This window comes from Allofournierella sp., from assembly GCF_048388525.1.
In the GTDB taxonomy this organism is placed as follows: Bacteria; Bacillota; Clostridia; order Oscillospirales; family Ruminococcaceae; genus BQOK01.
Genome location: NZ_DBGCTQ010000004.1, coordinates 30918 through 52175, shown reverse-complemented (window position 1 = coordinate 52175; position 21258 = coordinate 30918). Strand labels below are relative to the sequence as shown.

Sequence of the window (21258 nt, the reverse complement as noted above, 5' to 3'; positions counted from 1 at the left end):
TAACATATTTGCAGCGCATTGACACACCGCACGGAACGTGTAGAATAGAAGAAGAAAAGCAAAAAAGGAGAGGTTCCCACGATGGCAAGACGGCTGCACGCCGGGTCGGTGATCCCGGAATTCCGCTACGATACCCCCTACCGGCCCCAGCAGAGCTTTTACGAGCTGCTGGAGGGCGAGAAGCCGGTATTTTTTGTGTTTCTGCGCAACTTTGGGCACCCCATCACCCGCAATTATATCATGCGGTACATCGAAACGGCAGAGGAGCTGCGCAGCGCGCGGCTGGCCTGCGTGGTGCGCACCCGCCCCCATGTGATCGCAAACGCCATCCCCGAAGGGGCGATGCCCTACCAGCTGATCTGTGACGCAGAGGGGGTGCTCTACCGCTTTTTCGCGGTGCCGGAGGAGAGCAGCAAGCTGAAAAGTTATTCGCTGGAAGCGCTGAAGATATTGAAAGCCGCGAAGCGGCAGGGGTTTTCCAGCGCGAAAAACGAGCCCCAGCAGCTGCCACTGACCTTGTTGGTGGCCCCCAAGGGGCGTGTGCTGTTTGCGCACTACGGCAGCAGCCTGACCGACCTGCCGGCGGACTGCGAGGCCATGCAGCGGGTGGCAGCGGAGCTGCTGCCCAGCATTCGGCCGGATTGGCTTGCCGGGGGCGCCCTGCGCCCCCGGGCGCCCGCTGCCGCGGAGGTGGTGGAAGTGGCCGTGGAGCTGCCGGGCGCAGAGCCGGCAGCCGCGGCACAAGGCGGCCCCCAGCCGGACCTGCCTGCCGCGGACGGGGAAACAGATTTTTTTGCGGAGTTTGGACCGGCCGACGCCGCGGGAGAGACACAATTTTATGCGCCGCCCGAGGCCGGGGATTTTGATGAGCCGCAGGCTGGCCTGGGGCAGGCCCCGGCCGGGGAAGAGGAATTGTGGAAGGCGCTGCTGGACCTGCCGGAGGAGCCGAAGGCCCCCCAGCGGCCCGCGGTCCCCGGAGAGGACCCGCTGGCTGCGCTGCCGGGGGGGAGGAAACAGGGAGAAAAAGGGGTGGATCTTGCCGCGCTGGGGTTCGGCCCCGGGAATTGAAGTGTTTTTGAGCGGAGCCGCGTTTTAAAAATCGGGGCGGGCCGGATTGAACAGCCCCGGTAAAAACGGACAATAGACAAACGGCCCCCTGATGTAGGAAAACAGAACTACAACAGGGGGCGATTTTATGGGAAAGCGGAAGTACACAGATGCAGAAAAACCGAACCGCAACAGGGAGCACTTTTGCGGAAAAACGGAAGTGCACAAAAGTGGAAGGATTGGAAGCGGAAAGTACGGAGATGCGGGCAGCGGGAAAGGAGAGAGGTCTTGTATACCATTTTTATTGTGGAGGATGACCCTGTAATTGCCGGGGCGCTGCAAAAGCACCTGGAAGGGTGGGGGTACCGGGCGGTGTGCGCCCGGGATTTTTCCAATGTGACGGCGGAGTTTGCCGCCGCCAGCCCCCAGCTGGTGCTGCTGGACATCGGCCTGCCCTTTTATAACGGCTACCACTGGTGCGGCGAGATCCGCAAGGTCTCGAAAGCGCCCATCGTGTTTTTGTCGAGCGCGGCGGACAACATGAACATCGTGCTGGCCATGAACCAGGGCGCGGACGATTTTATTGCCAAGCCTTTTGATCTGAACGTGCTTACCGCCAAGGTGGCGGCGCTTTTGCGCCGCAGCTACGATTTTGCCGGGGCCACGGCGCTGCTGCAGCATAAAGGGGCCATTCTGGACACTGCGTCCGGCCGGCTGAGCTATGGGGGGCAGAGCGCCGAGCTCACCAAAAACGAGTTCCGCATTCTGCAGCTGCTGCTGGAGCAAAAGGGACGGGTGGTGCCCCGCAGCGCCATTATGGAACGGCTGTGGGCCACCGACAGCTTTATTGACGACAACACCCTGACGGTGAATGTGGCGCGGCTGCGCAAAACCCTGGAGGATTTGGGCCTGCCGGATTTTATCACCACAAAAAAGAACCTGGGATATATGGTGGAGTAACATGACAAAACGGGAAAAGCTTGCGGAATTTACCCGGCGGGAGGCGCGCCGCCACCTGGGCGCAGCCGGTTTGCTGGCGCTGTGCAGCGGGACGTACGCCCTGGTGGGCTGGCTGGCGGGCGCACCGCTGCCCGCGCTGGCCTATGGGGGGCTGCTGTGCCTGTGCGCCGCGCTGGCTGTGCTGGGGTGGGACGCCCGCTGCGCCTGGCAGCGGTGCTACGAGCTGGAGCGCCTGGCGGCGAACCTGCCGGCCAGCATTGCCGAGCTGCCGCCCCCCACCGGGGCCGAGCAGGCGGCCCAGCAGGAACTGCTGCGAAGGCTTGCGGCGCAGAACGCCGCGCTGGAGAGCGAAAACGCCGCCGGCCGCCGCCAGATGACCGACTATTATACGCTGTGGGCGCACCAGATCAAGACCCCCATTGCCGCCATGCAACTGCTGCTGCAGACGGACGGGGGCGAGAACGCACCCGAGCTTGCCGCGGAGCTTTTTAAGATCGAGCAATATGTGGAGCTGGTGCTGCAATACCTGCGCAGCCAGGACATGGCCGGCGATCTTGCGGTGGGACGCGCGGAGCTGGAGCCTTTGGTGAAGGGCGCGGTGCGCAAGTATGCCAAGCTGTTTATTCTGAAAAGAATCGACCTTGTGCTGGGCCCCCTGGACGGCACCGCCCTGACCGACGAAAAATGGCTGGCGTTCTGCCTGGAACAGCTGCTCTCGAACGCGCTGAAGTATACGCCCGGGGACGGGAAGGTGAGCATTGAGCTTGCGCCGGGACCGCGGAAGATCCTTGTGATCCGGGACACGGGCTGCGGCATTGCCGCCGAGGATTTGCCCCGGGTGATGGAGCGGGGCTTTACCGGCTACAACGGCCGGGAGAACAAAAAGAGCACCGGGATTGGGCTGTACCTGTGCAAAAAGGTGCTGGCGAACCTGGGGCACCGGTTCTGGCTGGAAAGCGCGCCAGGAAAGGGGACCGCCGCCATGATCGACCTGACCGAGGCCCGCCTTGGGGTGGAGTGAGCGGGCCCTGGGCAAACTTACAAAAATGTAACCCACAGCTTCCCGCTGTAAGCCCAGGCTAAGGCACACAGCCCGCCGCCGCGGTATACTAAAACCACAGGGCGGGCAGGAATTCAGAACATGGGGCCCCGCCCACGGGAAAGGAGAAGCGAGCGATGCGACTTTTGGAAGTGGCCGATCTGCGCAAGGTGTATACCACCCGGTTTGGGGGCAACACCGTGACCGCGCTGGACGGGGTGGATTTTGCGGTGGAACAGGGCGAGTATGTGGCCATTATGGGGGAATCCGGCAGCGGCAAGACCACCCTTTTGAACCTGCTGGCCGGGCTGGACAAACCCACCGGCGGGCGGATCTTTTTGGGAGACACCGAGCTTTCCGCCATCAAGGACCGGCAGCTCGCCGCGTGGCGGCGGGAAAACCTGGGGTTCGTGTTCCAGGACTTCAACCTGCTGGACACCTTCAGCCTGAAGGACAACATCTTTTTGCCCTTGGTGCTCAGCGGCCGCGGCTACAACGAGATGAACACCCGGCTACAGCCCCTGGCCAAAAAGCTGGGGATCACGGAGCTGCTGGAAAAGTATCCTTACGAGGTGTCGGGCGGGCAAAAGCAGCGGGCCGCCGTGGCCCGGGCGCTCATCACCGAACCGCAGCTGGTTTTGGCGGACGAGCCCACCGGCGCGCTGGACTCCCGCTCGTCGGACGAATTGCTGGATCTGTTCGGGCAGGTGAACAAAGCGGGGCAGACCATTTTGATGGTGACCCACAGCGCCAAGGCAGCCAGCCATGCCGGGCGGGTGCTGTTTATCAAGGACGGGCGGGTGTTCCACCAGCTCTACCGGGGCGATGCGCCGGACAGCGTCTTCTTTGGCCGCATCAGCGAGGCGCTGACCCTGATCGCGCAGGGGGGGATCGCCCATGCGTAAGGCGGTATACGCGCGGCTGGCCGTGACCAGCGTGCGCAAAAACAAGCAGTTTTACCTGCCTTACCTGCTCACCTGCAGCCTGTGCGTGATGCTGTATTACATCATCATCGCCATTGCAAACAATGGGGATATAGGCTTTTTGGACAGCACGGTGGGCATGGTGATGGGCATGGCGGGCGGCCTTTCGCTGATTTTTGCCGGGTTCTTTTTGTTCTACACCTCCGGCTTTTTGAACAAGCGCCGCCAGAAGGAATTCGGCGTTTACAGCATTTTGGGAATGGAAAAGCGGCACCTGGGCCGCATGCTGGTGTACGAGGCGCTGTATGTGGCGGCGGTGAGCTTTGCGGGTGGTATTTTGGGCGGAATGCTGCTGGGGGAGCTGGTGTACATGCTGCTGCTGAAGCTGATGAGCCTGCCTGTGACCGCCGGGTACCTGGCTCCCAGCCCCCGGGCGGCGGCGGAGACCGTGGCGGTGTACAGCGTGATCTTTGCGCTGATCCTGGCGCGCAACCTGTGGCGGATGTACCGCAGCAAGGCCGTGGGCATGCTGCAGGGCGGGAATGTGGGGGAAAAGGAACCCCGCACCCGCTGGGGCGTGGCCCTTTTGGGCATTTTGACCCTGGGTGGCGGCTATGGCCTGGCCCTTGCCAGCGACAACACCGTCTGGGTACTCCTTGTGTTCTTTTTTGCGGTGCTGCTGGTCATCATCGGCACCTACTGCCTGTTCACCAGCGGCAGCATTGCCCTGCTGAAGGGGCTGCGCCGGAACAAAAATTACTACTATCACCCCCGCCACTTCACCGGTGTGTCCGGCATGATGTGGCGCATGAAGCAGAACGCCATGGGGCTTGCCAGCATCTGCATTTTGTCGACGGCGGTGCTGGTGACCATTGCTACCACCGTGTGCCTGTACGCGGGGATGGAGGACACCCTGGAGGGGAAGCTGGACCACGACTACAATCTCCAGGTGCTCAGCTACAACCACCAGGGCGCCGCCAGCACCGACACCCCGGCCCAGGACGGCGGCGCGGCAGTGGACGCGCTGATGGAACAGATGGCGGCAAGATACGGGGCCAGGCCCGAAAACGTGCACAAGGAGTTCATGCAGCGGCAGGACGGGCGCAGCGCCTATGTTTATGAATTCGACACGCCCCAACTGGGGCGCGACGAGCAGCGGCAACTCAGCGACGAGCTGTTTGCCCTGCTGGACAAAGCGGACGGCTGGGAAGGCTGGATCACCACCCGCCCCGACTCGCGGCAGCGCTTTTTGGAGCTGTACGGCATGCTGCTGTTTATGGGCGTGTTCTTTGGGCTGATCTTTTTGATGGCCACGGTGCTGATTATCTATTACAAGCAGGTGAGCGAGGGCTACGAGGACAAACAGCGCTTCGACATTCTGCAAAAGGTGGGGATGAGCAAGCCCGAGGTGCGGCGCACCATCCGCAGCCAGGTGGTGACCGTGTTCTTTTTGCCGCTGCTGGTGGCGGGCATCCACCTGTTTGTGGCCCTGCGGCCCATGTTCGGGGTGATGAGCGGCGCGTTCGGCATGACGAACCTGCCCCTGTTCGCGCTGGTGACGGGCATTACCCTGACGGTGTTCGCAGTGATCTACGTGATCGTATATCTGCTCACTGCACGCACCTATTATAAAATTGTGGCTTGATAGGAAATTGTACGGAAAACAGCTTTTCAAAAAAGATGACGCCCTTGAAACTGGCGGTTACTGCCAGTTTCAAGGGCGCTTTTTTGTGGTTTTTTCTGATTCCTATCCGCGCTCCCCGTGAGGGGAGCGACCAGCCGGGCGCCTTGGTTACAGCGCGTTTACCGTATTTCTATCCACGCTCCCCGTGAGGGGAGCGACGTATCATATCACAGGAGTAAGTAGCGGTTTTGGATATTTCTATCCACGCTCCCCGTGAGGGGAGCGACACACCTGCGGTTGATCGCTTTCGACATCGTAATAATTTCTATCCACGCTCCCCGTGAGGGGAGCGACAGGCAGCCACCGACGAGCCCCAAGGCAAAGAGGAATTTCTATCCACGCTCCCCGTGAGGGGAGCGACACCCACTTTGCCGTGTTCACTCGTTCGGACATAAATTTCTATCCACGCTCCCCGTGAGGGGAGCGACACATTATCTCGGTGTTTAATTTGATCCTGGAAATATTTCTATCCACGCTCCCCGTGAGGGGAGCGACCGGTCACGGCGTTCTTGCGCGTTTGTAACTGGCTATTTCTATCCACGCTCCCCGTGAGGGGAGCGACCTGGCGCTTGCATCCAAACCGAGCGCGCCACTGATTTCTATCCACGCTCCCCGTGAGGGGAGCGACGCCCCCTCGCAAGGGGGCGGGAGCAACGCCCCTATTTCTATCCACGCTCCCCGTGAGGGGAGCGACAAATCCACGCCTGGCTGGCGCCGCCCGGCCTGTGATTTCTATCCACGCTCCCCGTGAGGGGAGCGACGGCGTTTGTGCCCTACGAGCTGGCCCGACGGGCCATTTCTATCCACGCTCCCCGTGAGGGGAGCGACCGTTATCGATGCAGGTCTCCATGATCGTTTTAGCATTTCTATCCACGCTCCCCGTGAGGGGAGCGACATTCGCCCCGGTTTGCCAGAATTTCAGCGTCGGAATTTCTATCCACGCTCCCCGTGAGGGGAGCGACGGCTCGTGTGTTAGCTCGCCTGTTGATTTTAAGTATTTCTATCCACGCTCCCCGTGAGGGGAGCGACCGCGGGTGCGGCCACGGCCAGCGTGATGAGCGTGGATTTCTATCCACGCTCCCCGTGAGGGGAGCGACCGGGGCGATATGCGCAACCTGGGCCAGGTATACGAATTTCTATCCACGCTCCCCGTGAGGGGAGCGACAACGGCGGTGCAGGTCGCGTCGGCCATCGGAGAAATTTCTATCCACGCTCCCCGTGAGGGGAGCGACCGGGCTTTCGGTGGATGTGTTCAGCCAGTCCCATATTTCTATCCACGCTCCCCGTGAGGGGAGCGACCGGCATAACCAAGACGGTAGCAATACCAGCCCCCAATTTCTATCCACGCTCCCCGTGAGGGGAGCGACCTCTGTGGCGATCCGCCGCACCTCGCCCAGCAGCATTTCTATCCACGCTCCCCGTGAGGGGAGCGACCAGTTGTATAGGACGCGCACGATTTTGTCTTGAATATTTCTATCCACGCTCCCCGTGAGGGGAGCGACCCGGGAATGGCTGAACGACTACAAGCTACAATGGATTTCTATCCACGCTCCCCGTGAGGGGAGCGACAGCAAAGTTGAACAATAAGCTGAAAGAGATATGCGCAAACTTTGGAGAAAAGAACGATTCTGTTTTCAATTTACTACAAAAGTTGCGGTTTGTAAAGGATACAAAGGGCAAAAACGCGCAAATATATCCCGGAAACCGGTGCGAAGGTACCGGGCTTTTTATGTTTGCTTGCCCTTCGCACGGAAGTAATCCTCCCTGCTCCTGTTTTACTATGAAAAGGCAACCGAGATATCTGTAATAGTGCGGCCGCGCGTTTCAGGGGGCAGAAAAACAAGCGCTTTCCAGGAGCAGTCAGGGCAGCCGGGGCAGCCGGGGCTTTCCCCCGGGGACGGGATGTGATATACTTTATTTTGCAATATTGCACAAAAAGGAGCGTTGCTTTTTATGAAAACAAGCCCCAAACACCTGTTGCTGCTGGCCCTTACCGCCCTGATCTGGGGTGGCGCGTTCGTGGCGCAGAGTGTGGGAAATGACTATCTTGGGCCTTTGACCTTTAATGGCGTGCGCAGCTTGATCGGCGGCGTGGTGCTGCTGCCCCTCATCACAGCTTTCGGTCGGATATCGGGCAACGCGGGGCGGCAGCCCGCCCCCGGTGAGAAGAAAAAACTATGGACGGGCGGGGTTCTGTGCGGGGTGATTCTGGCGGTGGCCAGCACATTGCAGCAGTGGGGCCTGCAGTATGCCAGCGTGGGCAAGGCTGGGTTCATTACCGCCATGTATATTGTGCTGGTGCCGGTGCTTGGCATTTTTATAAAACGCAGCCCCGGCGCAAAGGTGTGGGCCGCCGTGGCGCTGGCTTTGGGCGGGCTGTACCTGCTGTGCTGGAGCGGCGGCGCCGCCTTGGGAATGGGCGATGCACTGCTGCTGGGGTGCAGCGGGCTGTTCAGCCTGCATATTTTGGTGATCGACCATTTTTCGCCTCTGGCGGACGGGGTAAAATTGTCATGTATTCAGTTTTTTACCGCGGGGATCGTGTGCGGTGTGCCGGCACTTTTATTTGAAAAGCCAGCTTGGGGGCAGATTGCGGCGGCCTGGGCGCCGGTTTTGTACGCCGGGGTCCTGTCCTGCGGGGTAGCGTATACCCTGCAGGTGGTGGCGCAAAAGCACGTGGAGCCCACCCTGGCCAGCCTGGTGCTGAGCCTGGAGAGCGTGTTCAGCGTGCTGGCTGGTTGGCTGGTGCTGGGGCAGGCACTCACTGCGCGGGAGCTGGTAGGCTGTGCACTGATGTTTTGTGCCATCGTGTTGGCGCAACTGCCCGGCAAAAAGAGCAGGGAAACGGCGGAGCAAAACAGATAAAAAGCCCGTTGTGCCGCTTTTTTGGGGTGGAAGAGGTATGGCAGGCATGGTATACTGTAAAAAATGGTTATAAAATTATTTTGTGCAAGGGGGGAACGTTGCCCATGCGGCTGGGGCACATTAAAAAATGGCTGTGCGCCGTGTGCGCGGCGGTCTTTATTTTGTGCGCGGCGCCTGCGGCCCGCGCAGCGGGGGAGCCCGCCCGGGTGGTGCGGGTGGGATACTTCCGCAGCGGCACCTATGTGCGGCAGCAGGCGGACGGCACCGTGAGCGGATATGGGCCGGAATATTTAAACGCGGTAAAGGAACACACTGGCTGGGAATTTGAGTATGTGTACGGCACTTGGCCGGAGCTTTTGGAAATGCTGGCGCGGCACGAGATCGACCTGGTGGGGGCGGTGCAGCGCGGCGGCCCTGAGGCTGACCAGCTGGAATTCTGCCGTTACGCCAGCGGCAGCGAGGTGTTTTACCTGTACGGCCGCCTGGATACCGAGCTGTATTACAGTGATTACGAAGCGTTTGACGGTATGGCAGTGGCCCTGGTAGCAGGCAGCCGCCAGGATGCTGTGCTGGACCAGATGGAAGCGGCCCATGGCTTTGCGACCCGGCGGGTGATGGTGGCAGACGAACCGGAAGCGGCCCGCCTGGTACAGACCGGGCAGGTGGACGCCATGGTAGCCGGCGCCGCGGATTGGCAGGAGCAGTTCAAATTGCTGAGCCACATCAGCGCACAGCCTGTATTTATGGTGAGCTGGAAGGGAAATACGGAGCTGATCGCGCAATTGGAGGCGGCGCTGGGCGAGGTCATGGCGGAGGACCCCTTGTTTGTGCAGGATCTGCAAACGCGCTATTTCAGTGAATCCCTGAACACCCGCCAGCCCTCCTTTACCAGGCAGGAGACCGCCTATATTGAAGGGGCGCAGCCGATAGAGGTGCTGCTGTACACCCGCGCGCCCTGGAGCTGGACCGACCCGGAGACCGGGCGGGTACAGGGGATCACGGTGGATATTCTGGCCGAGCTGGGCCGCATCAGCGGCCTGCGGTTCGAATGTGCTGCGCTGCCCCACGCCACCAGCCCGGTGCAGGCGGTGAAGAACGGGGAATACAAGATGTGCGCCGGCGTGATGGACTGCGCGCTGTTTCGGGCCGATCAGGGGATCCTGCTGAGCGAGCCCTATTACAGCGACACGCTGATCGCGCTGTGCCGCCAGGGCTTCACCGGGCTGTTGACCGACCAACTGCGGGTGGAAACGCCCCGGGGCTTTGCCGCGGGGCGCTCCTATCTGAACAGCCAGTATCCACACTATATTCTGGGGGACTCGCTCAGCATACAGGATTGCCTGGAACGGGTGCTTCGGGGGGAGGCGGACATTGCCATAGAGGATACGCTGGTGTTCGGGCAGCTGACCCAGAACCCCCGGTATGAGGAATTGACCAGCTTGCCGCGTTTTTCGATTCCGGAGGACCTGTGCGTGTTGGCGCCCAACACCCAGGAGGGCGGGCTGTTGGTCTCAATTTTGAACAAGAGCATTCGCTGCCTTGCAGACGAAACCCTGAGCCGCATCGTGCTGAACAACACGGTGGCTTCGCCCAGCCAGCTGACCTGGCAGGACGTGCTGTACAAATACAGGGCGGCGCTGACTGTGGGCGGTGTTTTGCTGATGCTGTTGGTGGGGGTCCTGGCCGGCGCGCTGGCACAAAGGCACCGCCATGTGAACCAACTGTACGCCGCCAATGCCCGGCTGGAACAGGCAGTGCGCCAGACCCAGCAGGCAAACCGGGCCAAGGGTGAATTTTTAAGCCGGATGAGCCATGAAATACGCACTCCGCTGAACGCGATTCTGGGATTTTCCAACCTGGCGAGCGAGCATCTGGAGGAACCCGCCCGGGCGCGGGATTACCTGCAAAAGACACAAACCGCGGGCCGCGTTTTGCTGGGGATCATCAACGATGTGCTGGACATGGCGGCGATCGAGCAGGGAAAACTTAAGCTTGCGGCAGAGCCTTTTCCACTCTGGGAGATGCTGGGGGCCGTGGACTCGATGTATGCGGCCCAGTGCGGGGAAAAAGGGCTGCAGTACCTTGCCGAAAAAAGCGAGGCGCTGCCGCACCTGGTGGTGGGTGATGAGCTGCGCACCCACCAGGTGCTGATGAACCTGCTCTCCAATGCGGTGAAATTTACCCCGGCCGGCGGGCAGGTGAGATTGGCGGTGGAGCTTGCGGAGGCTGCCGAGGGGAGCGTGCGGGTGCGCTTTGTGGTGAGCGATACCGGCGAGGGGATGAACGCCGAGATGCTGCACCGGATATTTCAGCCCTTTGAACAGGAGGACGGCACCACCGCCCGGCGCCATGGGGGCTCGGGGTTGGGGCTGTCGATCGTGAAGGCGCTGGTGGATGCCATGCGGGGCACTCTGGCGGTGGAGAGCGAAAAAGGCAAAGGTACCTGCTTTTCGGTAGAGCTGCCCTTTGAAGTGCCGGAAGAGCAGGCAAAGGCGCCCGCCGCAAAAGAAGGGCCGCGGGCCGCGCCGGACCTGGAGGGACGGCGTATCCTGATGGCCGAGGACAACGAGATGAACGCCCTGTTGGCGCAGGAGCTGCTGCGGCCCACGGGCGCGGCGGTGGACTGGGCGCTGGACGGCAGGGAGGCGCTGCGGATGTTCCTGGGCTCGCCCGAACACCACTACCAACTGATCCTGATGGACATCCAGATGCCGGGCATGAACGGCTACGAGACCGCACGGCAGCTGCGCGCCGCCCCCCGGGCGGATGCGACCGCCGTGCCGATCCTGGCTATGACCGCCGACGCTTTTAAAGAGGATGTGGAAAAGGCGGCCGCGGCCGGTATGGACGGCCACATTGCGAAACCCATCGACCCGGGCGCGCTGTATCGCGCACTGGCAGACCATATGCTGTGAGATGCTTGCAAAACAGTAAAAACGCCGCGAAGCTGAAATGCTTCGCGGCGTTTTTTATTTATAGGATCAGGCCAAGGCACGGCGGATGATGTCGTACAGAACGGGCTTCATGTTGTCGATGGTGTCGGGGCGATGCTCGATGATGGAGGAGTAGCAGGTGGAGCCGCACATCTCCACGATGATGAAGACCAACTTGAACAACTCGTCCTCGGTGCGGTGGGCGGCAAGGGGGCTGGCCTGCAGCATTTTCATGAGGTTCTGCCACAGCGGATCGGTGCCCTGCGAGAGCTCGCGGGCCACCGCGGGCCAGGAAAAATTGCGCTCCAAAAGGCGCAGGGTGAGCTTGTCCCGTTTAAACTGCTCAATGATGTGGTCGATGAATAAGAGCAGGTCCTCGATAAAATCTCCGGTCCCCCTGCCGTGGACCGCCGCGTAGGCCTCGTTCAGCACCCTGGTGCTGATGCGCAGAACAAGAGCCTGCTGAAGCTCACTTTTATCTTTGAAATATAAATAAAAGGTGCCTTTGGCCACCTGGGCGCGCTTGACGATATCGTCGATAGAAGTTTTGGAGACCCCTTTTTCCAGAAATAATTCGTTGGCGGCGGTTAGAAGGCTTTGCTTTTTGACTTCCTTTTGCTGCTGCAAACGCCCCGGCATGAAAGAATCCCCCTTTAAATTTGAAGCGGGCAAAAACAGCTCTTTCGCGCTTTGCCACCTTTTTTCTTGATTTTAGTATAGGTGGCAATCAGCAGAAAAGCAAGGACAAATCTTCAATTTGCCAAAATGACCAAAAGTCACGCCGATGAAATCGTGACTATTGGTCATTTAAAGAATTGACGGCCAGCCGGCAAAAGCGTATACTGCAATTCGATGACCAAAAGTCAGTTTGACACAGGAGATGATGGCATGGAACATTTTGCCCGCTTTGTGGTGAAGCGCCGCAAGCTGGTGCTGGCGGCGGCGGTGCTGCTGCTGATCCCGGCGGTGCTGGGGGCGATGGGCACCTATATCAACTATGATATTTTGACCTACCTGCCGCCGGAACTGGACTCGATGATCGGCGAAGCATATTTGGAGGATGATTTCCACACCGCCTCCACCGCCATGATCACGGTGGAGCACATGCCCACCGCCGAGCTGCTTGCCATGAAGGACGAGATCGCTGCGGTTCCGGGGGTGGCCAAGGTGATGTGGACCAGCGACATGCTGGACGTGACCATTCCGGCAGAGATGCTGCCGGGGGATATCCAGAAGTTTTTTTATGGCAAGAACGACGCGACCATGTTGATCGTGAAATTTGACGGCACCAGCGCCAGCGCCGAGACCATGGGTGCGGTGCAAAAGATCCAGGAAATCTTGAAAAAGGACTGTTTCATCGGCGGTATGTCGGCCATTTTGGCCGACACCAAGGCGCTGGTGGACCAGGAGATGCCGCTTTACATTCTGTGCGCGGTGGGGTGCAGCCTGCTGGTGCTGTTTGCCAGCATCCACGCCACGGTGGTGCCGCTGATTTTTATGGTGAGCATTGCGTTTCCCATCCTTTACAACTTCGGCACCAACATCTTTTTGGGGCAGATCAGCTACATCACCGAAGCGCTGGCCACGGTGCTGCAGCTGGGCGTGACGATGGATTTTTCGATTTTTTTGCTGCACCGCTTTGAGGAGGAAAAGCTGAAGGCCGGCGTGCCCGAGGGCCAGCCGGCCAGCCGGGAGGTGGCCGAGGGAGCCATGGTGAAGGCCATCTGCAACACCTTTTCGTCCATTGCGGGGTCCTCGCTCACCACCATTGCGGGCTTTTTGGCCATGTGCACCATGAGCCTGAAGCTGGGCACCGACATCGGCCTTGTAATGGCAAAGGGCGTGGCGCTGGGGGTGGTGTGCACCGTGACCATTCTGCCGGCCATGATCCTGACCTTCCGCAGGGCGGTGGCCAGCCGCCGGCACCGCACCTTTATCCCCAAGCTGACCCGCACCTCACACTTTGTGGTGAAGCACTACATCCCTATTTTGATCGTGTTTTTGCTGCTGTTTGTGCCCTTTGCGGTGGCGCAGAGCAAGGTGGAGGTATATTATACGCTGTTCGACAGCCTGCCCCAGGACATGGCGGGCATTGTGGGTACAAACCGCCTGAAAGATGATTTTGACATGACCACCACCCATTTTGTGATCGTGGACGAGGCCATTTCCAACAGCGAGCTCACCGAACTGACCAGCGAGCTGGAACGGGTGGAGGGCGTGAACCAGGTGCTCAGCTACGAAAAGTTTTTGGGCGGGGGCATCCCCGAGAGCTTTGTGCCGGCAGAGATCCGGGAGATCTTTGCGGCGGGCGGGCACCGGATGCTGCTGGCAAATTCCAGTTATAAAAGCGGTACCGAGGCGCAGAACGCCCAGTTGGACCGGATGAACGCGATTGTAAAGCGCTATGACCCGCAGGGGGTGATCAGCGGCGAGGGCGCCATGACCAAGGACCTGATCGAGGTGGCGGACGTGGACTTCCGCAATGTGAATGTCACCAGCATTTTGGCGGTGTTTTTGATCGTGGCGATCGTGTTCAAGTCGGTCTCGATCCCGGTGCTGCTGGTGGCGGCCATTGAGAGCGCCATTATGATCAACATGGGCATCCCCTATTTCAGCGGCGCGGTGCTGCCTTTTGTGGCCAGCATTGTGGTGGGGACCATCCAGCTGGGGGCCACGGTGGACTACGCCATTTTGACCACCACCCGCTACCGGGAGGAGCTGGCGGCGGGACGCACGGTGAAGCAGGCGGTGCAGATTGCGGTGGAGCAGTGCAGCCGCAGCATTTTGACCAGCGGCCTGACCTTTTTTGTGGCCACCGCCAGCGTGGCCGCCGCATCGAAGATGGAGCTGATCAGCAGTTTGTGCCTGCTGATCAGCCGGGGGGCGCTCATCAGCATGTTGGTGATCCTTTTTGTGCTGCCGGCGCTGCTGATCCTGACCGCACCCATCATTCAAAAAACCACCATCCACTGGCCCAAAATTGTAAAGGAGCGTGTTTGAGATGAAACGCAGTTACCGCTTTACCGCAGCCCTTGCGGCCCTTGCCCTGGTGGCGGGCTGCACCCTGCCCGCCTTTGCCGCGGGCGAGGTGACCAAGGACGAAAACGTGTTCGTTATTTTAAACGCCGACGGCAGCGTGAAAAGCCAGACCGTGAGCAGCTGGGTACACAGCGACACGGGGCTTTCGGGATTTACAGACAGCACCTCGCTGCGGGATATCACAAATCTGAAAGGCGAGTGGCAGCTGGAGCAGAGCGGCGGTTCGCTCACCTTTCAGGGCAGCGGCAACGATGTGTATTACCAGGGCGTTACCGACAAGACCCCGCCCGTGACCGCGGCCATTACCTACACGCTGGACGGCGCGCCCATTGCCGCCGGGGAGCTGACGGGCAAGGCCGGGCGCGTGGGCATACACATTGCGCTGACCAACAACGAAAAATACCAGCGCACCATCGGCGGCAGCCTGCGGGATATTTACACCCCCTTTGTGACGATGATTGCGGTGGACCTGCCGGCGGGCGCGTTTACCAACATTACCGCCGAGCACGGCACCGTGCAGACCGACGCGCAGAACCAGCTGGTGGCTTTTGCGGCCCTGCCGGGCATGAGGGCCACCTTTGACGGCCTGCTGCCCGCCCAGCTGGACGGCCTGTATGATTGTTTTCTGGATGAGGTGACTGTGGAGGCCGATACCGGGTGCTTTGAGGCGCCTGCGATCCTGTTGGCGGCGGCCACCAGCATGGAGGAGCTGAAAAAGGACGGCCTTGCGGGCACCGACGGGTTTGATGACCTGGACGGCAAGCTGGACGAGCTGGAAAACGCCACCCGGGAGCTGCAGGACGGCGCCAAAACCCTGCGCCAGGCGGTGGACACCCTGGATGGCAAAATGGCCGAGTTCCAGGCGAGCTACCAGACCTTTGACGAGGGTGTGGACGCGGCGCTCTCGGGCGCAAAGCAGGTGAAGGACGGCGCGGGGCAGCTGGCCGAGGGAGCGCAGGGGCTGGCAGCAGGCGCGAGCGGGCTCACCCAGGGCGCGCAGCTGCTGGCCCCTGCGGTGCAGCAGGTCGTGGATCAGGTTACCGCTTCGCAGGGCGGCGTGCAGGCGCTGAACAACCAGTTCATGACTCTGAAGAGCGAGATGAACGGCCTTTCGGCCACCCTGAACGGAGTGCCGGGCCAGATTGATGCACTGAGCGCAGGCGTGGAGGGGTTCATCAGCGCGGCGGCCGGAAATGCGGCGCAGGGCTCCGTGAAGGGCTGCAAGGACGCGGTGGCGGCGGTGACGGCCGACGACACGGTGGTGCAGCAGCTTGTGGGCCTGGGCCTGAGCGAGGAAAACGCAAAGACGGCGCTGAGTGCCGTTGCCGCAGCAGTGAACGGCCAGATTGATGCGCGGGTGGATCCCGCGCAGGTGGCGGCAGCAACTGCCGCCGCAGTGAAAAGCAGCCCGGAATACACGGCAATGGGCGCATCGCTGGCGGGGCTGAAAACGACCGTGAGCAGCGAGACCGTTGCCAACGCGATGGGCGGCGCCGAGGCCATGATGAAAAGTGCCGCCGGCCTGATGAGCGGGCTTTACAATGGCAATGTGAACGATGCGGACACCGTGGCGGGCGCTTTGAACCAGCTCAACACGAGCATGGCGGCGCTGGGCAGCGGCCCGCAGAAGCTGGCGGACGGCGCGGCCGCACTGCAAAAGGGCACCGCCGAACTGAACAAGGGCGCTTCGGAGCTGGAGCAGGGACTGGAAAAGCTTTCGGCCAGCAGCAAAACGGTGAAGGAGGCCATTGGCCAGTTTAAGGCCGGCACTGGCGCGCTGGCAGACGGCGCGCTGGAATTGCAGGACGGCGTGGCCGAGTATAAGACCGAGGGCATCGACCAGATCACCGGCAAGCTGGGCGGCATGAACCTGACCGCCCTCACCGAGGTGGGCGAGGAGCTGGGAGAACTGGCCGACGCTTATACCAGCTATACCGGCGCGCCCGAGGGGGTAAAAGCCAGCGTAAAGTTTGTGATGAAGGTGGAGGGGCCCGAGGAGCCCGCCCAAAGCGAAGGCGAGGGCGTGGGGCAGGCGGCCCCGGCCGAGGCGCAGCCGGCTGAAAAGCCGGGCCTTTGGCAGAGGATCAAAAATCTGTTTCACTGAACGTTGCATAAAAAATAGACTGCCCCGGCGAAAACTTGCGCCGGGGCAGCATTTACTTTGGCGAATTGCGGTTCAGGTGATCCCCAGCGCGCGCTGGGCACGGTAGATGATATAGCGGAAGGTGTCGGCGATGAGCCACAGCTGGATGAGCAGGTAATGGGGCAGATTTTTGAGGCGGAATTTCGGCTTTTGCAGCTTGCTAAAGGTCTGGAGCGCCTCGCGGAAGCCCTGCCCATAGGCCGGGCCGAAGCCCCGCAGGCGGAACATCACGGCTTTTAAAAGGTAGCCGAGGGCCAGAAAGGGAAGGTTTAAAACAAACATCAAAAGCGGCATGTTTTTGTAAGGAAGAAGGATACTGTTGCGCCCGCTCTGCACGCTTTTAAAGGAATTGTAGCGGACCGCGCCGGTGGTGGCGCCGCAGATGTGGTAACAGCGGGCGGCGGGGCAGTAAACGTTTTTGTAGCCCAGGCTGTTGGCGCGCCAGCTGATGTCCACATCCTCATAATAGGCGAAGAAGTGTTCGTCGAACAGACCGATCTCATCCAGAATGCTTTTGCGGTAAAGGGCCGCGCCCCCGCAGGCCGAAAAGATGCGGCAGGGTTTTGTGTAACGGCTGGCTTTCATGCCGTCGCCCCGCTTGCAGGCAAAGCCCAAAAGGGTGACGTAGTCGCCCGCGTCGTCGGCCAGGGTGCGCTCAAAATGGCGGAGCATCAGGCCGCCCACCGCAAAAATGCGGGGATCGGCCGCCGCGGCCGCGAGCAGGTTTTCGAGCCAAGCCGGCTCGGCAAAGGCGTCGTTGTTGAACAGGGCGACGTATTCGCCCTGCGCGGCCCGGATGCCCTGGTTGACGGCAAAGGAAAACCCGGTGTTCCGGTCGTTTTCGATCAGCCGGTAGCGCGGGCGGCCCTGGTAGCTGCGGGCGACGGCCAGGCTTTCGTCGGTGGAGGCATTGTCGACCACAATGAGCTCAAAATCCTGCTCGGTCTGGGCCCAGATGGATTCGATGGAGTCGCGCAGCCAGCCCGCGCCGTTGAGGTTGGGGATGATGACGGTGGCTTTCATACAAAGCGCCGCCTTTCCTTTACAGATTTGGTTCTGGACCGGGGGGATCGCTCTGCGCCCCATTATACCAAAAAAAGCGCGCGGGGGCAAATGCCCGCCGCGCACAGCCCGCACGCCCCGGCGCTGCCCGCCGGGAGGGTCGGGCACCGATTATTTGAGGGCCTTTTCAATGGCGCTGTAAACGTCGTTCTGGCCGTCGCGCATGACCAGCACCACCTCGCCGGTTTTCAGGGTTTCCAGCCGCGCGGCTTTGGCGATGGCGTACTGGTCGGGCAGGTAGTTCTGCTGGGCGGCCTTCTGCCCGTCGATGTAAGCCTGCAGGGCCTCTTTTACCGCGCCGGTGCGGTTTTGCGCGGGCATTACAATGGCGACGCCGTAGGCCTGAACGTTCATGAGGCTCAGGCTGAACGCGGCCTCCTGCACGTCCTCGGCCGCAAGGCCGAGGCTTTGCAGCGCAAGGCTTGCCTGAGTTTGCAGGTCTTCTTCGCTGAGATCGGCCGCATAAGCGCCCGAGGCGCCCCACACGCCGTCTTTCAGGGTGAAGACGGGGTAGGCGTCGTTGTCGGCGCTGGGGCGGGCGGCGGAGAGGGCGGCGGCATAGTCTTTGGGGCCGCTGCCGGCGGGTGCGCCGCCGCAGGCGGCAAGGCCCAGCGCCAGGCAGAGGGTCAGGCCGAAAGCAATAAAACGTTTCATGAAAACACTCCTTTTGTGGTTAGTGTGGCCGCCGGGCGGCCGGTTATGCCGGGCCGGAGGGAGCGGCGCGCTTAAAGCGCGGGCAGACGCCGGTCCACCGGGGTGGAGAGGATGATCTGGGTGCTGGTGGGGCCGAGCTGCTGAAAACGGGTGATCAGGTGTTCCAGTTCCTGCATGCTGCCGCAGCCGACCTTGGCGATAAAGCTGTGGCTGCCGGTGACGTGGAAGCACTGCACCACCTGCGGTTCGTTTTGCAGCATGGCAAGGAACTCGTGCCGCTGGGCGGGCTGGATGGAAACGCTGATGAGCGCGCTTACCTGGTGGGCGCTGCCCGGCAGCTCCAGCCGCACGGTGTAGCCGCCGATGACGCCCTGCTGCTCCATGCGGCGGATGCGGCTGCTCACGGCAGGGCTGGTGAGCGAGACCTGCTTTGCAATGTCCTTGACCGGCATACGGGCGTTCTGGGTGAGAAGGGTGAGGATCTTTTTGTCGAGTTTGTCCAAAAAATGTACCTCCCTTATGAGCATTGTGTGGAATGTAAAAATCTTGCTTTAATTAAGCCGGAGGCTTGTGGAAAAGATACAAAACAAAAAAGAGAAGGTTTTTCAGGGGAATATTTTAATTATATAAAGCTTAAATGGAAAAGTAAAGAATAAAATTAAATTTTTTGCCAGCTTTTTGATTTGACATATAAAGAAAAATCCGTATACTAATACTTGCAGTGAGCGATTCGCTGCCACAAAAATTGATTGCTTCTCACTTATTTATACTTTCCCACCCCTCTATGCAACAAGACCCGCCGCAAGGCGGGTCTTGTTGTTTGTGTGCGCAGAAAAGGCCGCCCGGTATAGCCGGGCGGCCTTTTTGAGGATCACTCTACGAGATAAGGCAGGTACAGGTGCAGGTCGGTGCTTTTTACAAAGCCCTCGAAGTACACGCCGGTTTCGCGGTATTCCTCGGCGGTAACGCTGCCGCGGGTGCGCATGGGCTCGGCCAGGGATAGCTGCGCATAGGGCAGCAGCAGCCGGACCGGGCGCACCCGGTCGGCCAGAGCCGCATCCAGCGCGGCCAGCAGTTCGGGCAGGCCGCGGCCGGTCTTGGCACTGGTGAGCAGCACGCCGGGCGCAAAGGGCACCGCGCCCGGCTTGTCGCACTTGTTGTACACGGTGAGCTGGGGGATGCCGGTGCAGCCCAGCCCGGCCAGGACCTGGTCGGTGACTTCCAGCTGGGTTTCGCGCTCGCCGTCCGCCGCGTCGGCCACCTTTACGATCACATCAGAATAGGCGGCCTCTTCCAGTGTGCTCTTAAAGGCATCGACCAGCTTGTGGGGAAGGCGGCTGACAAAGCCCACGGTATCGACCGCCACCACCGAGAGGCCGCTGGGCAGGGTGAGCTTGCGGGCGGTGGGGTCGAGGGTGGCGAACAGCATGTCCGCCTCGAGCACTTCAGCGCCGCACAGGGCGTTCAGCAGGCTGGATTTGCCCACGTTTGTATAACCCACCAGGCTGACGACGGGCGCGCCGGCCTTTTGGCGGGCGCGCCTGGTCTCGCCGCGGCGTTTTTCCAGCTCGGCCAGGCGGGCTTCCAGCGCCTCGATGCGCCGCCGCACGTGCCGACGGTCGTATTCCAGCTTGCTTTCGCCGGCGCCGCGGCGGGCGCCGCCGCCGCCGGCCCCGCCGCCGCCCTGGCGGGACAGGCTTTCACCCAGGCCCGCGAGGCGGGGCAGCCGGTAGCGCAGCAGGGCGAGCTCGGTTTGCACCTTGCCCTCGTTTGTGACCGCGCGGCTGCGGAAGATCTCGAGAATGAGCATGGTGCGGTCCAGCACCTCAACGTCCAAGGCGTCTGAGATGTTGCGCAGCTGGCTGCCGGACAATTCGCCGTCGAACACGGCGGCTTCGGCCCCGAGGTTTTGGCAGTAGAGCCGGGCCTCGGCCAGCTTGCCCTCGCCCAGCACGGTGCCCGCCTCGGGCGCGGCGCGCTTTTGCACCAGCTCGGCCACGGCCTGCATATGGTTGGCCTGGCACAAAGCGGCCAGCTCGGCCATGCTGCGGTAGGGATCGAACTCGCCCTGGTCCAGCCCCAGCAGCACCACCTTTACCGGCGGAAATTCCTTTTGCTTTTGTTCGGTCATGGATCTCCTTTCAGGCTGCTCCCGGCCGCGCAGAGGGCCGGAGAGCACGTTATGGCTCGTTTGGATTCTTTTGATAGTATACCCGGCAATCCACGGGGGCGCCGTTGAATTTGTGATACACCGCGTCGTGATCGTACACCCAGCCGGCCTTCTGCATTACCCGGCCGCTGGCGGGGTTTGCCGATGCGTGGCAGCAGGCGAGCCAGGACCCGCCTACCTGGTTAAACCAGTAATCCCGCACGGCCAGCAGAGCCTCGGTTGTATAGCCCCGGTTCCAGAAGGCCCGGCCGATGCAGTAGCCGGGATCCCACACACCCTGGCTGAAATCGAGCCCAGGGACGCGCCAGGCCCCGGGGTCGCTCTCTTCGCCGCGCTGCAGGCTGATGGAGCCGATCAAAACGCCGCTTTCGTTCAGGTGAATGCCCCACTGGTAGTAATCGGGGTTTTGATAGAGCGGTTCCCACGCGGCCAGGAGCGCCGCGGTATCGGTCCAGGACTGATGCGGCTCCCAGCGCAGGTAACGGGTGACTTCCGGGTCGCTGGCCCAGTTTTCGAACATGGGGATCGCATCCGCCGTGGTTTGAGGCAAAAGAGTGAGCCGCGCGGTGCGCAGCGGCTGAGTGCCCAAGTGGCGCAAGGTGAACACCTCCCGGTAAAAAGTTCCCTTCATTATAAGGGGAGGAAAGGCGCTTGTCAAACTTTTCGGAGAAAAGAGCGAAGAAAGCGGGGGCTTTTCCTCGTTTTAGATGACAGAAGCGAAAAAAGCCTTGACCTTCCA

At 61.0% G+C, this 21258-nt stretch carries 15 protein-coding genes and 1 CRISPR repeat array; of the genes, 9 read left to right on the top strand and 6 right to left on the bottom strand.

All coding sequences use genetic code 11. From position 1 onward, the window contains the following. The first annotated feature begins 81 nt into the window (after positions 1 to 81). The 7 genes from ACMLHZ_RS00585 to ACMLHZ_RS00555 all read left to right on the top strand — a co-directional run bounded on the left by ACMLHZ_RS00585 (position 82) and on the right by ACMLHZ_RS00555 (position 11433). Entirely contained in the window at positions 82 to 1068 is a 987-nt protein-coding gene (locus ACMLHZ_RS00585; protein ID WP_418665879.1) for a hypothetical protein, read from the top strand. Between the two features lie 267 nt (positions 1069 to 1335). Next, positions 1336 to 2007: a response regulator transcription factor gene (locus ACMLHZ_RS00580; RefSeq protein WP_418665878.1), complete on the top strand. Its 672-nt coding sequence runs from the start codon at positions 1336 to 1338 to the stop codon at positions 2005 to 2007. Between the two features lies 1 nt (position 2008). After that, a complete protein-coding gene (locus tag ACMLHZ_RS00575; protein ID WP_418665877.1) occupies positions 2009 to 3028 on the top strand; it encodes a sensor histidine kinase in 1020 nt (339 codons plus the stop codon). A 155-nt stretch (positions 3029 to 3183) separates the two neighbouring features. Continuing rightward, positions 3184 to 3951, top strand: a complete 768-nt coding sequence (locus tag ACMLHZ_RS00570) for an ABC transporter ATP-binding protein (RefSeq protein ID WP_418665876.1) — start codon at positions 3184 to 3186, stop codon at positions 3949 to 3951. Next, the gene (locus tag ACMLHZ_RS00565) at positions 3944 to 5614 is read left to right on the top strand and encodes an FtsX-like permease family protein (protein ID WP_418665875.1); all 1671 of its coding nucleotides are present in this window, start codon (positions 3944 to 3946) and stop codon (positions 5612 to 5614) included. The genes ACMLHZ_RS00570 and ACMLHZ_RS00565 overlap by 8 nt, the downstream gene beginning before the upstream one ends. Before the next feature lie 98 nt (positions 5615 to 5712). Further along, positions 5713 to 7222: a CRISPR direct-repeat array (repeat unit 33 nt; unit sequence ATTTCTATCCACGCTCCCCGTGAGGGGAGCGAC). Positions 7223 to 7606: 384 nt separating this feature from the next. Beyond that, positions 7607 to 8518: a DMT family transporter gene (locus ACMLHZ_RS00560; protein ID WP_418665874.1), complete on the top strand. Its 912-nt coding sequence runs from the start codon at positions 7607 to 7609 to the stop codon at positions 8516 to 8518. A 104-nt stretch (positions 8519 to 8622) separates the two neighbouring features. Then, a complete protein-coding gene (locus tag ACMLHZ_RS00555) occupies positions 8623 to 11433 on the top strand; it encodes an ATP-binding protein (protein WP_418665873.1) in 2811 nt (936 codons plus the stop codon). Positions 11434 to 11499: 66 nt separating this feature from the next. On the opposite strand, the gene ACMLHZ_RS00550 is transcribed toward ACMLHZ_RS00555, so the two are convergent. Continuing rightward, complete coding sequence (locus ACMLHZ_RS00550; RefSeq protein WP_418665872.1) at positions 11500 to 12090, bottom strand: TetR/AcrR family transcriptional regulator; 591 nt, start codon at positions 12088 to 12090, stop codon at positions 11500 to 11502. A 249-nt stretch (positions 12091 to 12339) separates the two neighbouring features. On the opposite strand from ACMLHZ_RS00550, the gene ACMLHZ_RS00545 reads away from it, so the two are divergent. Both ACMLHZ_RS00545 and ACMLHZ_RS00540 read left to right on the top strand, forming a co-directional pair. Further along, complete coding sequence (locus tag ACMLHZ_RS00545) at positions 12340 to 14451, top strand: efflux RND transporter permease subunit (RefSeq protein ID WP_418665871.1); 2112 nt, start codon at positions 12340 to 12342, stop codon at positions 14449 to 14451. Between the two features lies 1 nt (position 14452). Next, on the top strand, positions 14453 to 16594 hold the full coding sequence (locus ACMLHZ_RS00540) for a hypothetical protein (RefSeq protein WP_418665870.1): 2142 nt from the start codon (positions 14453 to 14455) through the stop codon (positions 16592 to 16594). A 72-nt stretch (positions 16595 to 16666) separates the two neighbouring features. Here ACMLHZ_RS00540 and ACMLHZ_RS00535 read toward each other — a convergent pair whose 3' ends face one another. The 5 genes from ACMLHZ_RS00535 to ACMLHZ_RS00515 form a co-directional block, all read right to left on the bottom strand. Next, a complete protein-coding gene (locus ACMLHZ_RS00535; RefSeq protein WP_418665869.1) occupies positions 16667 to 17656 on the bottom strand; it encodes a glycosyltransferase family 2 protein in 990 nt (329 codons plus the stop codon). 150 nt (positions 17657 to 17806) lie between these two features. Continuing rightward, entirely contained in the window at positions 17807 to 18349 is a 543-nt protein-coding gene (locus tag ACMLHZ_RS00530; protein WP_418665868.1) for a DUF4358 domain-containing protein, read from the bottom strand. Between the two features lie 71 nt (positions 18350 to 18420). Continuing rightward, complete coding sequence (locus ACMLHZ_RS00525) at positions 18421 to 18852, bottom strand: Lrp/AsnC family transcriptional regulator (protein ID WP_418665867.1); 432 nt, start codon at positions 18850 to 18852, stop codon at positions 18421 to 18423. A gap of 368 nt (positions 18853 to 19220) precedes the next feature. Beyond that, positions 19221 to 20480 carry a GTPase HflX gene (gene hflX / locus ACMLHZ_RS00520; RefSeq protein ID WP_418665866.1) on the bottom strand — a complete coding sequence of 420 codons (1260 nt, stop codon included), beginning with the start codon at positions 20478 to 20480 and terminating at the stop codon, positions 19221 to 19223. A gap of 49 nt (positions 20481 to 20529) precedes the next feature. After that, entirely contained in the window at positions 20530 to 21126 is a 597-nt protein-coding gene (locus ACMLHZ_RS00515) for a GNAT family N-acetyltransferase (RefSeq protein ID WP_418665865.1), read from the bottom strand. Between the last annotated feature and the right edge of the window lie 132 nt (positions 21127 to 21258).